7 protein-coding genes and 5 tRNA genes are annotated in these 13,587 nt (G+C 70.1%); 7 read left to right on the top strand and 5 right to left on the bottom strand.

What is annotated here, in order from left to right:
- Window positions 1-32 precede the first annotated feature (32 nt).
- The 3 genes from IF46_RS0113125 to IF46_RS0113115 all read right to left on the bottom strand — a co-directional run bounded on the left by IF46_RS0113125 (window position 33) and on the right by IF46_RS0113115 (window position 4,336).
- Window positions 33-2,963 carry a M36 family metallopeptidase gene (locus tag IF46_RS0113125; protein ID WP_198041434.1) on the bottom strand — a complete coding sequence of 977 codons (2,931 nt, stop codon included), beginning with the start codon at window positions 2,961-2,963 and terminating at the stop codon, window positions 33-35.
- 119 nt (window positions 2,964-3,082) lie between these two features.
- Window positions 3,083-3,664, bottom strand: coding sequence for a TIGR03086 family metal-binding protein (locus IF46_RS0113120; protein ID WP_030488598.1), 582 nt, complete (start codon window positions 3,662-3,664; stop codon window positions 3,083-3,085).
- Between the two features lie 69 nt (window positions 3,665-3,733).
- Entirely contained in the window at window positions 3,734-4,336 is a 603-nt protein-coding gene (locus tag IF46_RS0113115) for a TetR/AcrR family transcriptional regulator (RefSeq protein ID WP_030488597.1), read from the bottom strand.
- 378 nt (window positions 4,337-4,714) lie between these two features.
- On the opposite strand from IF46_RS0113115, the gene IF46_RS0113110 reads away from it, so the two are divergent.
- The 3 genes from IF46_RS0113110 (at window position 4,715) to IF46_RS0113100 (ending at window position 4,980) form a co-directional block, all read left to right on the top strand.
- A tRNA-Gly gene (locus IF46_RS0113110) sits at window positions 4,715-4,787 on the top strand.
- Between the two features lie 34 nt (window positions 4,788-4,821).
- Window positions 4,822-4,892 (top strand) — tRNA-Cys (locus IF46_RS0113105).
- A 13-nt stretch (window positions 4,893-4,905) separates the two neighbouring features.
- Window positions 4,906-4,980, top strand: a tRNA-Val gene (locus IF46_RS0113100).
- Between the two features lie 73 nt (window positions 4,981-5,053).
- Here the strand turns inward: IF46_RS0113100 and IF46_RS0113095 are convergent.
- Complete coding sequence (locus IF46_RS0113095) at window positions 5,054-5,554, bottom strand: winged helix-turn-helix domain-containing protein (RefSeq protein WP_030488596.1); 501 nt, start codon at window positions 5,552-5,554, stop codon at window positions 5,054-5,056.
- Window positions 5,555-6,023: 469 nt separating this feature from the next.
- On the opposite strand from IF46_RS0113095, the gene IF46_RS0113090 reads away from it, so the two are divergent.
- Both IF46_RS0113090 and IF46_RS33270 read left to right on the top strand, forming a co-directional pair.
- On the top strand, window positions 6,024-10,397 hold the full coding sequence (locus IF46_RS0113090) for a S8 family serine peptidase (protein WP_030488595.1): 4,374 nt from the start codon (window positions 6,024-6,026) through the stop codon (window positions 10,395-10,397).
- Window positions 10,398-10,570: 173 nt separating this feature from the next.
- Window positions 10,571-12,847, top strand: coding sequence for an alpha/beta fold hydrolase (locus IF46_RS33270; protein ID WP_232234024.1), 2,277 nt, complete (start codon window positions 10,571-10,573; stop codon window positions 12,845-12,847).
- A gap of 60 nt (window positions 12,848-12,907) precedes the next feature.
- Here IF46_RS33270 and IF46_RS0113080 read toward each other — a convergent pair whose 3' ends face one another.
- Window positions 12,908-13,150, bottom strand: a complete 243-nt coding sequence (locus tag IF46_RS0113080; protein WP_030488593.1) for a DUF6458 family protein — start codon at window positions 13,148-13,150, stop codon at window positions 12,908-12,910.
- A gap of 147 nt (window positions 13,151-13,297) precedes the next feature.
- On the opposite strand from IF46_RS0113080, the gene IF46_RS0113075 reads away from it, so the two are divergent.
- Window positions 13,298-13,370, top strand: a tRNA-Gly gene (locus IF46_RS0113075).
- Window positions 13,371-13,397: 27 nt separating this feature from the next.
- Window positions 13,398-13,472 (top strand) — tRNA-Val (locus tag IF46_RS0113070).
- Window positions 13,473-13,587: the final 115 nt, after the last annotated feature.

Below are 13,587 nucleotides of genomic sequence, written 5' to 3'. Positions count from 1 at the left end.
GGGGCCGACGGATGCCCGCCGGCCCCACGGCGTCACTTCGAGAACGCCTGGAACTCGGCGATCCGGACCTGGCTCCGAGCCGGGCTGGCGGTCGCGCAGTCCGTCGTGGTGGCCGGGTCGTCGTCCTGCTCACCCGCGTAGTGCGGGCCGCCGGTGCACTGGCTCGTCAGCACCTCCAAGCGCAGGTGGGTGGCGAGGGTGGTGGGCACCGCGAACGTCCGCAGGTTGATGTCGCGGCTGTACGCCCGGAACGCCCCGCCGGGGAACGCGTCGCCCGCGCTGGTGTAGATGCGCTGCCAGCGCGCCGGGTCCGCGCAGTCGGTGGTCGTCGCGTTGCAGGCGGACACCGCGAACGAGCGCAGGGCACTTAGCGCGTTCTGCGCGCCGGTGTCGGCGTCGCCGGTGATCGCCGGGCGCAGCATCGCGCTGACGTTCACCCGCTTGACCGTCTGCGGGGTGCCTCCCGGCAGCGCCACGGTGAGCTGCCGGCCGGCGACTCCGTCCAGGGAGGCCCAGTTCGTCGCCTCGGTGTCGTCGACGACCTGGTCCAGGTTGACACCGTCGCCGGTGACTGTGGCACCGGACGTGGTGGAGGCGAGGTTGCGGCTCATCCGCAGGTCGACGTACCCGTCCTGCCCGGCCTTGGCGACCACGCTGAGCCGCTGGTGCCCGAAGCCGGGGGCCACGGCGAGCAGGTCGTACGTGCCGGCCACCAGCTCCACGGTGTCCGGGATCGGGGTCGCCGGGTCGGTGTCGGCCACCGGCACGGCCCGTGCCTCGTACGCCCCCACGTACACCCGGATCGGCGCGTTGGCGCTGTCCCCGCGCGGGCGCAGGGTGAGCGTCGCGTTGCCCCCGCGTGGCGAGGCGAAGCTCGGCGTCGGGTCGGTGTCGCCGGCACCGAAGGTGGCGGCGTCCCGGCCCATCCCGGAGCGGGCGAACTCGGCCCAGATCAGGTCCTGGTTGGCGCCGCCGAAGCGGAGCAGGTCGGCGGTGAGCATGTTGTCCCGCATGTCGAGCATGCTGACCTGGCTGGCGGCCTGGAGCAGGAACGAGTCGAAGACCAACTGCGACCAGCGCCGGTTACCCGGGCACTGGTCGGCCGCGACCTTGCCCTGCGCGCAGTCGAGCTGCCGCTGCGGCGTGCCGAGGCCGTACCGCTTCACCAGGGCGGAGCGGACCCGGAAGTTGGTGGCGCCCCAGATCTCCCCGTCGGCGTGCACGGCCGGGCCAGCGGTGTTGTAGCCGATGTCGGAGTAGTTGAGCGGGCTGCGGCTCAGGTCGTAGTTGCGGATGCCGCTGACCAGGTTGCCGGTGACGTAGCCGCCGGTGATGAAGGGCGTCTCGCCGGGCGCGCGCAGACCGTGCTGGAAGAGGTATTCGGCGGCGAGCAGGTCGCCCCACGACTCACCCATCGCCCCGCCCTGGTGGCCGCCGATCCCGCTGTCCGGGCCGGCGATCATCCGGTTGGTGATCGCGTGGGTGTACTCGTGGCCGATCACCGTCATGTCGTAGTCGCCGTCCACGCACGGCGGGTACGGCCCGCCGGCCTGCGGCTGCCAGAGGTACATGTTTGTGGTCGGCGGCAGCCCGTCGCGCGGCGTGCCCTGGTTGGCGTTGTTCCGGTTGCCGGTCAGCGCGCCCTGCTGGGCGCGGCCCTGCTCGGCGTCACCGCCCAGCCCGGCCGGGGTGAGGTTGACCGCCTGGAGGTTCCACGCCGACTCGGTGAAGCCCAGCTGGTACGACCAGTCGTGCATCCGGTTGTGCATGGCGAAGAGGTTGGCGATCGACGCGTCCGCGTCGTTGCGCTGGGCGGAGGTGAACACCCCCGGGTTGCACTTCGCCTGGTGCCACTGGTCGGTGAAGGGGTACTCGTAGCGGCGTTCCGGGCTGGTGGGGGCCGGCACGATCGGGGTGCTCGCACCCCAGGACAGCACTGTGTTGGCCGAGTTGCCGCGCGAGGTGAAGGTCGGCGTGCCGGTGGCGGCGTCGACGTCCCACGGTTGGCCGGTGGCCGGGTCACGCGAGGCCGCCTGGCAGCCGGGGGCCGGGTCAGCGCACCAGCGCACCCGGGGGTCCTGCCCCGGACCGAGGTCGCGCGGTGGGGTGGCCGGGAAGACCGCCCAGCTCGGGTTGTCGGAGTCGTAGTCGACGAGGTCCTCGCGGACCAACACCTGCCCGGTGCTGCCGTCCACGTAGCTGGTGAACGCGGCCGGGTGCTCGGCGTCCGCGCCGATCATGGTCACCTCGTAGGCGGCCCGAGGCCCGTCCAGCGGGGTGGGCACGGCCACCGGCCGGATGGTGTGACTGGCCACCGCGCTGGCGGTCAGCTTGGCGTCGGCGAGCGCGGCGGCGTACGCCTGCTCGGCGGTGCGGGTGGCCGGTGCCGGTGCGGCGGTGTCGCGGGCCAGCGAGGAGCTGACCGAGAGCACCGCCCGGTCGGCGATGGCGAGGGTGACGAGGCCCTCCGGCCCGGCGGGCAGGTCGCCGAAGCGTTGCCGGAGGGTGACCACGGTGCCGCTGCCGATCGGCCGGATCAGCACCCGTTCCATGCTGGCCACCGCGGCGGCGTCCATGCCGAACAGGTCGCGATTGGCGGCCAGGTAGGCGCGGGCGGCGGCCTCCGGGTCGGCGGGCAACCCGCTGGCGAGCGGGGTGCGACCGGGGCCGAGCGCCTGCGGGGTGCCGAGCCGGTTCCACCGGACGTCGGGGTCGACGGCGCGGGCCAGGCCGCGTTGGCGGGCGTCGGGTGCCGCCGTACCGGTGCGGTTGTCGGCGTCGGCGGGCTCGTGTCCTTCGGTGAACGGGCCGGACCGGCGCTCGGCGGACGCCGCGCCGCCGGTGGGGGCCGCGGTGCTCACGCCGGTGGGGAGCAGCGCGGCGACCGTCGCCGTTGTCGCCAGGATGGCGATGAGCCGGCGTCGACGCCGGCTCATCGGGGGTGACCACTCCGGTTGTGGCACGGGACCTCCTCGTGGGAGCGGGATGGCCGGCGAGTCGCCGACCACAGATACGCGGTGACGCATGCGCATCTGTGGATATCAGTCTCCCGAGGTCACGGCAAGGTCCCGCGCCGCATGAGTCAGGCGCTCGGCACCCAGTTGGGGTCGCGGCCGAAGGCGGCCAGCAGGTGGTCCTGTTCGTCGGCGTCGTCGGGCACCCGCACCCCGGTCTGGACCAGGTTGTTGCGCTGGTAGGCGTCGATCTCACCGGCGAACCACTGGGCGGCGGCGTGCACCGCGTCCGGGTCGAGTCGCGGCTGTGCGCCGATCGCCACCGCCACGTCCCAGCCGTGGATGAGGTGCTCGGCGAGGAGTTGCTGGAGGTACTCGGTGGCCGGGGCGTCGCCACCGGAGAGGTGCACGGTGCGGTCGACCGTGCCGGGGTGGGTGGCGGCGATCTCGGCCTGCGCGGCGGCTTCCCGCGCGGTCGCGATCGGGTCGGCGCCGAGCTGGTCGCCGTCGAGCCGGTCGCCGACCTCGTCGATGGTCCGGCCGGCGAGCAGTGGAACGCTCCACCGATCCTCGGTCACCACGTGGTTGACGAGCGTGCGCAGGTCCCAGTCCGCGCAGGGTGTCGGGTCGGACCACTGGCTGGGCTCGATCTGGTCCACCCGGTCGATGAATTCGGCCAGGCTCCGGCGGTACGCCTCCAGTAGATCCATGCTGCCGATTGTTCCGGTCGACGGGGCGGGCCGAGCCGTTTTATGCGGGATCGGTGCTGTTTACTGGGCTTAGTCCAGGTCGGCCGGGTCCAGGCCGAGCTCTCGGGCGGTGACCAGCCGGACCCACTCGCCGAACTGCCGCCGGGAGATCACCCGGTCGTGCACGGCGAGTTGGACGGCGAGGCCGTCCATCACCGCGCTGATCCGCCAGGCGGCCCCGTCCGGGTCGGCGCACTGGAAGGTGCCCTCGGCCACCCCGGCGGAGATCACTGCGGCCAGGTCCTGCCGCCAGCGCAGGTCGAGCTTGCGGGAGACCTTCTCCAGCTCCGGGGTGCGCAGCGACTCGGACCAGCCGTCGATCCACATCGACCAGGAGGTCGCCCGTCCGGCTGGGGTGTAGAGCTTGAGGATCCGGCGGAGCTTGGTCAGTGGCGGGGCCGAGGAGCGGGTCACCGCGTCCAGTCGGGCCAGATCCTGCTCGACCGCGTACGCGAAGGCCTGCGCGAGCAGCCGCTCCTTGGTGGCAAAGTGGTAGAAGACCAACGCCTGACTCACGCCCGCGGCATTCGCCACGTCCGCCGTCCGGGTGTTGGCCAGACCGCGCTCCACGATCACGTCGCAGGCGGTGCGCAGCAGGGCATCCAGGCGGATCTCGGCCGCACGTCTCGTCACGACCGTTACCGTAGCCCATCCGACTGAACACGAACAGTTACCACCACGCGCTGATCGGCGCGGTGACAGTCGGAAGCCGGACACTTCCGCCAGGGTGCTGTTGGTGGGTCCACGGAAAGTGTTCGTCGAGGTCCGCTGCCCGGTGGTGGGGTGCGGAGACGTTGACGAGCGCGGATGCGACGCGGTGATGACGATCATTGCCGAGTGATGTCGGAGTGTGACGGCCGCTAGGGGTTCGAGACATCAGCTCAGCCCCCTAGGAAGCCTTCGGGTGGTGGTTCGATCCACTGCGGGACGCGCCGAGGCGACCCCGATTTGGCAGTCAAACCCCTACTCGGCTAAAGTTCTCATCCGTCACCCGGGAACGTCCGGGGGCGTGCGGACGTAGCGCAGCTGGTAGCGCATCACCTTGCCAAGGTGAGGGTCGCGGGTTCGAATCCCGTCGTCCGCTCGGATATGCCGCCACGCACGACGGGGGCAAGCTCGGTGGGGTGGCCGAGAGGCGAGGCAACGGCCTGCAAAGCCGTCCACGCGGGTTCAAATCCCGTCCCCACCTCGGCAACAAGCACGGGCGATTGGCGCAGTGGGAGCGCGCTTCCTTGACACGGAAGAGGTCACTGGTTCAAACCCAGTATCGCCCACCAGAAGGCAAACGGCTCGTTACCGGAATTTCGGTAACGAGCCGTTCTGGTTTCCCCTGGCCGCACTCCACGACGCTCACGTCAGGCTGAGCCGGTAGCCGATGCCGCGCACGGTGTGCACGCGCACCTCGTCACCGGCGCAACGCAGCTTGCGGCGCAACCGCTTCACCGCCGAGTGCAGAATCGACGTGTCGCCGAGGTACGCGCAGCCCCACACCGACTCGAAGAGTCTCTCGTAGGTCCACACGCCGACCGGCGCGGTGGCGAGGTGGGTGAGTAGGTCCCGTTCGAGTCGGGTCAGGGGCAGCGGTTGTCCGCGCCAGGTGACCAGATGGTCGAGCGGGTCGATGGTGAGGTCGCCGATGTTGATCTGGCCGCCCGCGTCGGCGGCGGTGTCGGCGGGAGCTGCTGCGGCTGCGGTGGGACTGGGAACGGAGGCGGTCGTGGGCCGGACGAGCGGGGCCGGTGCGCCGAGCTGGGGCGGGCCGATCATGGCCTGCAGCTCGGCGAGATCGGTGCAGATCACCAGGGTGCCGAGGCCGTCCAGGCGCCGGACCATCCGCTCGCGCACCGACACGTCGGCGCTTACGCAGAACACGAGGGACACGTCGTCGACCACTGCTCTCCTTCCCTGGAGCCAGTGAAAGACAACGCTGTCTTGACCGCTTAGTCAATGGTCTGACGCTCCTGTATCCGGCCGGGGTCTGCCCATGTTCTGCCCGAAAGACGCCGAACCAGCGCGGCAGATCACGAAATCCCTGGTGGCCGGGCCGTGGCGACCTGGCCACGCCCTGTTCACGTGACGGGTGCAATCACTTGGTCCCGGGGTTACCGGAGTGCGGCGGAGCCGGCGCTCGTGGTATCTGCCCTGATACTGACCGTGAACTTGTATTGATCGTTAACAGGCATCCCACAAGCATGATCACGGTTGCGCGGGGGCGTCTGCCGATCGATGACAGCGCTCCCACCGACCGGCGGCGCGGAGATCCCGATGCCGCCACTGCGGTGCCCCGAACCGTTGGGCGCCGGCTGAAGTGGGAGGAAGAGTGCCAGTACGACAATCGCGCTGGGGCGTACGCCGCCTCAGGCTCGGGCAGACGGTCGCGATCCTGACGGCGGCGGTCGTCGGCGTCACGGCGCAGCCCGTGCTCGCCATGGCGGCGCCAGCGAGCGCCACGGTGGACGCGCAGGTATATCAGGAAGCCAGCGCTAAGGGTAGTGCCACCTTCATGGTCTACCTGCGCGAAGAGGCCAAGCTGGACAGTGCGGCCAAGGTGCGGGATCGCGGCGCGAAGGGCGCTGCGGTGTACCGCCAGCTCACCGACACCGCGGACCGGACACAGGCGGGGCTGCGCAGCCAGCTACGGGCCAAGAAGGCCGCCTACACGTCCTTCTGGATCGCCAACGCGCTACAGGTGACGGGCGACAAGGCCCTCATCGACTCGATCGCCGCCCGCAAGGAGGTGGCCCGGATCGAGCCGGTGAAGTCCTACGCCCTGATCGACCCGGTCTCGACCAAGAAGGCCGCCAAGGCCACGCAGGCCGGGCCCGAGTGGGGTCTGACCAACATCGAGGCACCCCGGGTGTGGTCCGAGTACGGCGACCGGGGCGAGCGCATCGTCATCGCGAGCATCGACTCGGGTGCCCAGTTCGACCACTCCGCCCTGGTCGGCAAGTACCGGGGCAACAAGGGTAACGGCACCTTCGACCACAACTACAACTGGTTCGACCCGTCGGAGGTCTGCCCGAGCGCCGAGCCGTGCGACAACACCGGCCACGGTACGCACACCATCGGCACCATGGTCGGAGACGACGGCGCCGGCAACCAGACCGGTGTCGCGCCCGGCGCCACCTGGATCTCGGCGAAGGGCTGCGAGACGAAGTCCTGCTCCAACTCCGCGCTGCTCGCCGCCGGTCAGTGGGTGCTCGCCCCGACCGATCTCAACGGGGAGAACCCCCGCCCCGACCTGCGCCCCGACATCGTCAACAACTCGTGGGGTGGTGGCGGCGGCAACGCCTGGTACGAGCAGACCGTCGCCGCCTGGCGCGCGGCGGGCATCTTCCCCGCCTTCGCCGCCGGCAACACCGTCCCCAGCGCGGACTGCGGCTCGGTCAGTTCGCCCAGCGACTACACGTCCTCGTACTCCGTCGCGGCGTACGACGTCAACAACGTCATCGGGGACTTTTCGAACCGCGGGCCCACCGTCGACGGCCGGACCAAGCCGAACATCGGGGCACCCGGTGTGCAGGTTCGGTCCAGTGTGCCCGGCGACAGCTACGAGGCCTGGGACGGCACCTCGATGGCGACACCGCACCTCTCTGGCGCGGTCGCGTTGATCTGGTCGGTCGCGGACAGCCTTCGTGGCGACATCGCGGGGACCGAGGCGTTGCTGAACCAGACCGCCACGGACACGTCGGCGCTGGATTGTGGCGGCACCGTCGTCAACAACAACATCTTCGGCGAGGGCCGGCTCAACGTGTACGAGGCGGTCACCGCCGCGCCGCGTGGCCCGGTCGGCAAGGCCACGGGCACGGTCACCGACAGCGCCACCGGCGCGGCGGTCGCCGGTGCGTTGGTCGCCTCCGGGCAGCGCCGCGTCACCACCGACGCCGATGGCCGCTACGCGCTGACTCTCCCGGCCGGCGAACAGGCGGTCACCGTCACCGCCTACGGCTACGCCGACCAGACCGTCACGCTGGCCATCACCGATGGCGGCTCGCTCACGAAGAACATCGCGCTCGTCGCGACTCCGCCGGTGACGGTCACCGGCAAGGTCACCGACGGCTCGGGTCAGGGCTGGCCGCTGTACGCCTCGATCGAGATCGTCGGTCGGCCCGGCGCCCCGGTCCTCACCGACCCGATCACCGGCAAGTACTCGTTCAGCATTCCCGGCAACAGCACCTACAAGCTCATTACGACTGCCCGGTACTCCGGGTACCAGAAGGTCACGTCGGACCTGGTCCTCGGTGCCGCCGCGAAGACGGTGAACATCCCGGTGCCGATCGACCCCGGCTGCACCGCGAATGGTTACGCGGTGCGCCCGAGCGCCCCGATCCTGAGCGAGAAGTTCGACAGCGGCCAGACCCCGGCGGGTTGGTCGGTGCGGGACCGTACCGGCGGCGGTAGCTGGGCCTTCGACAATCCGCACAAGCGCGGGAACTTCACCGGAGGCTCGGGCGGCTTCGCCATCGTCGACAGCGACCACTACGGCTCAGAGGCGACGCAGGACAGCGACCTTGTGACGCCCCCGATGGACCTGACCGGGGTCGACTTTCCGCACCTGCGCTTCAACAGCGACCGGTGGTCCGGCATCTTCGAGGTGGACTCGAGCATCGACGGCGGTACGACGTGGAGCACCATCGTGCGCTACGGCACCCAGCGCGGCCCAGTCCTTGAGGAGCTGGCGCTGACGCCGGTCGCCGGCAAGGCCAACGTGCAGCTGCGGTTCCGTTACCGGGCCACGTACGAGTGGTGGTGGCAGGTCGACAACGTCGAGATCATCAACCGGGTCTGCGCGCCCGTCGACGGTGCCCTGGTCGCCGGGTTCACCACCGACAAGAACACCGGTGACCCGCTGAACTACGTCACCGTCACCAGCGCCGACAAGCCGACGGACAAGGCGGTCTCCGCGCCGACGCCGGACGACCCGAACATCCCCGACGGGTTCTACTGGTTCTACTCCACGCTGACCGGCGCGCACCCGCTGACCGCCAGCAAGGCGCCGTACCAGACCCTGACGAAGGACACCACGGTAGCCGCGAACAGCGTCAAGAGGGCGGACTTCGCACTCAAGGCCGGTCAGATCGCGGTCAGCACGACCGCGATCACGTCGTACCAGCCGTACGGCAGCAGCCGCACCGCGGCCGTGACCGTCACGAACACCGGTAGCGCACCGGCCGTCGTGAACGTGCAAAGGCGGCCGGACACGGTCGACGTGGCATCGATGAAGAAGGGCGCGCCGGTCATCGAGCAGCGGGTCACCGGCCTCACCGCTGAGAACACCGCCACCGTGCCGGCCTCGGCCGGGGCGAACGGCACCGCCGGAGCCGCTGCCGACGATGCCTGGACCGAGCTCGCCGATCTGCCGAGCAACATCTACGACAACGCCGCAGTGACCCTCGACGGAAAGGTCTACTCCTTCGGCGGTGCCACGGACTCCACCAACGCCAAGAGCGCGCGGGTCTACGACCCCGCCACGCAGGTGTGGCTCCCGCTGCCCGATCTGCCGACACCCCGGGGCAAGGCTTCGGCCGTCGCGGTGGACGGCAAGATCTACGTGATCGGCGGGTGGTCGGTCAACAACGGCGTCGTGGTCAACACGGTCGACGTCTTCGACCCGACGACCCGGTCCTGGAGCACGCTGAGCAACCGTAACCCGGTGCCCACGGCTGCGGCGGGCACCGCGGTGGTGAACGGCCAGATCTACCTGGTCGGTGGTTGCCTCAACGGCACCTGCAAGCAGAGCGACAAGACCGTCGTCTTCGACACGACGTCGGGGGCCTTCCGCACCGTCGCCTCGTACCCGAAGCCGGTGACCTTCATCGGCTGCGGTGGCATCGGTGGCGGCGTCTACTGCGCCGGCGGTAAGTCGGGCGACAGCTCGGTGACGAACACCTACTCGTACGACCCGGCCAAGGACGCGTGGACCGCGCTGCCCGACATCCCGGTCGATTCGTGGGGTGCCCAGGCCGGCGCCGCCGGTGGCCTGCTGGTGATCGCCGGTGGCACCGTCAAGAACGGAACTGCGCTGACCAACCGGACCCTGGCGTACGACCCGGCGGCGCGCGCCTGGCAGGACCTGCCGATCTTCACGGTGCCGGCCTACCGGGGCGGGTTCGCGTGTGGCGCGTACAAGTTGGGTGGTTTGGCGACGAGCAGCGACGGCTCCCGGATCTTCGAGAAGCTCGGTGGCCTCCCCTGCGACTCTGAAGCGGCGTGGGTGAGTGCCACGCCGTCCAGCTTCACGCTGGCGCCGGGCGCTTCGCAGAAGGTGTCTGTCACCCTCACCGCCACCACCGAGACGGGGGTCGCCCAGCCGGGCACGTACCGCTCGCAGTTGGCCCTGATCGCCGATTCTCCGTACCGGGTTCCGGGGGTCGACGTGACGGCGAACGTCTCGCCGCCGACCAGTTGGGGCAAGGTCGAGGGTACGGTCCTCGGTCGGACCTGCGCGGGCGAGTTCCGCGCGGTGCGGGCGACCCTCCGGCTCGAGTCCGGTACGAATGGCTACAGCCTGGTCGCGGACGGCACGGGGCACTACGCCTACTGGCTGCCCAAGGGTAAGTATCAGGTGATCGTCGCCAAGGATGGTTGGACCCCGCAGGTGAAGCAGCAGCAGGTCACCGCCGGGTTCGTCTCGACGCTCGATGTCACGCTAGCTCCGTTGACGTCGTGTGAGTCGCGCCTCGGCGGAGTCTGATCAACAAGTACGCGGTGGCCGTCCGACCCGTCCGGGTCGGGCGGCCACCGCCGTGTGTGGAGTGTTTCGTTACGACACCATGACGATCTATGGACGTGGCGCGGACACGGCCCTGGCAGGTTCTCGCGGGTGACATTGCACCGCTGCTACCCGCTGAGGAGTCCACTGTGCCGGTGACCGGAGGAAAGACCACCCGATGGGTGGCGGCCAGCGCGCTGGTGCCACTGACGGCGCTGGCGTTGGGGGCCGTGCCGGTGCGAGCCGAGCCGGTCACCGGCACGGCCGTCGTGTCGTGGCGGCCCTGCGCCACGGCGGTCAAGGACTGGGCGGCCATCACCGACGGCGACACCGCGATGGAGTGCGCGATGGTGCCCGTACCGCTGGACTACGCCGACCCCGGCGGCCGCCAGATCGGCATCGCGGTGAGTCGGCTCAAAGCCACCGCGCCGGCCAAACGCCGGGGTGCGCTGCTGGTCAACCCCGGTGGCCCCGGCGGAAGCACCATCACCTTCCCGCTGAACGTTGCCGACAGCGGGCTCGCGGAGCTGGGCACCGACCACGACCTGATCGGGTTCGATCCGCGCGGCGTCGGTTACAGCGACCGGATCGTCTGCGCCGGCGAGCCGCTGACGCCGCCGGTCACCACGACCGATAAGGACCAGGCGCGGTACTACTTCGATCGGGAGCGGGCCTTCAACGAACGGTGCGCGCCGCAGGATCTCGCCTTCACCCGGCAGTTGACCACTGCGAACATGGCCCGGGACGTGGACGCCATCCGGGTCGCGCTGGGCGAGCAGAAGATCAGTTTCTTCGGGGTGTCGTGGAGCACGGCCCTCGGTGCGAACTACCGGTCGCTCTTCGACGACCACGTCGACCGGATGTGGCTGGACTCGGTGATGCCCCCGGTGATGGATCTGGAGGCGATGGACGACTCCATCGCGGCGGTCCACGAGAAGTCGTACGCGGCCTTCGCCGCGTGGCTGGCCCGGCACGACGGCGAGTTCCACCTCGGCGGCACCGTCGCGGCGGTCACCCGCACGATCTTCGCGCTGCGCGACACCCTCACCAGCTCGCCGCGGGTAAGTGACGCCGGTGGCTACCAGAGCGTCTTCGACGGTGCCGCGGTCACCCGGATGCTCGGCATCACTGCTGGCGGGTACGCGAGCGTCGGCCGGGATCTCGCCACCCTCCACGAGGGGGGTGTGCCGGGTGTGCCGACCGCCGCCAAGCAGAAGTCGCGCCAGACCGCGCCGGGGTTGTTCGGTCTCGACGCAGACTTCGAGTTCTTCAACGACCTGCAGTACCGGGCCGTGATGTGCAACGACGGTGTGGGTGGCCGTGACTTCGACACGGTCTGGGCCAACCGGCAGAAGCGGGCCCAGCGGTACCCGGCCACCGGCGGTGCGCCGGAGAACGCCCGGCAGTGCCCCTCGTGGCCGGTGCCGGCCCAGCCGTGGCAGTTGACCCGGGGCAGCAGCGCTCTGCAGCTCTCCGGCCACCTCGACGAGGACGTCACTCCGTACGCCTGGGCGGTTGCCATGCAGGCGAAGGTCGGCGGGGCGCTGCTCACCGTGCCCGACGACCAACACGGCTCGCTGAAGGGCCTGCCCTGCGCCAGCAAGGTCGTCGACTTCTTCCGGACTGGCCGCACCACCAACGGCTCCTGCCCGCCGACCAGCTCCGTGGCCGCACCGGCCGCACCGGCCGCGCCGTCGACCGGCGACCTGTCCGGAACCGTCGACCTGCGTGGCTGCTCCGGATCGCTGGTCCGGATGCCGAACTCGGTCGAGGGCGACCGGGCCTTGCTCCTGACCAACGGGCACTGCTTCTCGGGTGCTCGGCCCATCCCCGACGAGGTGCTCGTCAACCAGCCGGCCAGCGCGGCGTTCGACCTGCTCAGCGCCGACGGCGGGCGGCTCGGCACGCTGCGGGCGACCCGGGCCGTCTACGTCAGCATGACCGGCACCGATGTCACCCTCTACCGCCTGACCGAGACGTACGCCCAGCTCAAGCGGGAGTACGGGGTGCGTCCGCTGGAGGTGTCCGGCCAACGTCCGGCACCGGGTACGCCGATCCGGGTGGTGTCCGGCGGGTTGAAGCGCACCTACTCGTGTCGGATCGACCGGCTCGCCTACCGGGTGTTGGAGGCGGCGTACCTGACCAAGGACGTCATCCGGTACACGCCGGAGTGTGACACCGGCCCCGGCACCTCCGGCTCACCCATCGTCGAGGCCGCCAGCGGGCGGGTCATCGGGGTGAACAACACCAGCAACCGCGAGGGCAACCTGTGCACGGAGAACAACCCCTGCGAGATGGACCGCTATGGCGCCGTCTCGGCCCGTAAGGGTGCGAGCTACGGCACCCAGACGTACTGGATCACCACCTGCATGGCGGCGGGCAATCGGCTCGACCTGCGGTTGCCGGGCTGCCTGCTGCCCAAGCCGAGCTGACTGGGCACGCGTCCGGGCCGGCTACCTCGATCGAGGTAGCCCGGCCCGTGGCGCGAGTGCTCACAGCGGCGGGGCGATGTCCCGACGTTCCTCGACCTGGCGGTACTCCACCGGCTGCTCGGTGGTGGTGACGACCTCGCGGCGGCGACCCCAGATCAGCGTGGTCATGATCAGGCCGAGCACGCCGGCGCCCATCAGGATCCAGCCGACCACGTCGAGGTTGATGCCGCCGACGCTGGCATCCAGGGCGAAGGTGAGGATCGCGCCGAGCGCGATGAGGAAGATGCTGGTGCCGATACCCACGACAGCCTCCTTAAGGGGGATGTGGTGCTGTCGTGCCCCTCAGTACCCCGGGAGGAGCCAGCGCAACCGCGACCGGCCAGGGTGCCGTACCGAGCGATCTTGGCGTCGGGTAGAGTTTCACACGTCGCCGGCGGTAGTCGGGGACGTGCGGACGTAGCGCAGCTGGTAGCGCATCACCTTGCCAAGGTGAGGGTCGCGGGTTCGAATCCCGTCGTCCGCTCGCGATCTGCCCCCACGGGGCAACCACGGGCGATTGGCGCAGTGGGAGCGCGCTTCCCTGACACGGAAGAGGTCACTGGTTCAAACCCAGTATCGCCCACCAGCTCAGAGGCCACATCCCATCGATGGATGTGGCCTCTTGCTATTGCTGGGTGACTAGACCCCAGTGCCGGTGTCCGCACTGAAGATCCGATCCCTCGCGGCGCCGCCTGCCAGTA

It is taken from the genome of Micromonospora chokoriensis (assembly GCF_000718555.1).
Classification (GTDB): domain Bacteria; phylum Actinomycetota; class Actinomycetes; order Mycobacteriales; family Micromonosporaceae; genus Micromonospora; species Micromonospora chokoriensis_B.
This window is presented reverse-complemented; position numbering and strand designations above follow the sequence as displayed.

What these genes read in the sequence shown, in the direction of transcription:
- IF46_RS0113120 (WP_030488598.1), bottom strand. Translation starts at nt 3,664, where the DNA reads ATGGATCTACTGGAGGCGTACCGCCGGAGCCTGGCCGAATTCATCGAC.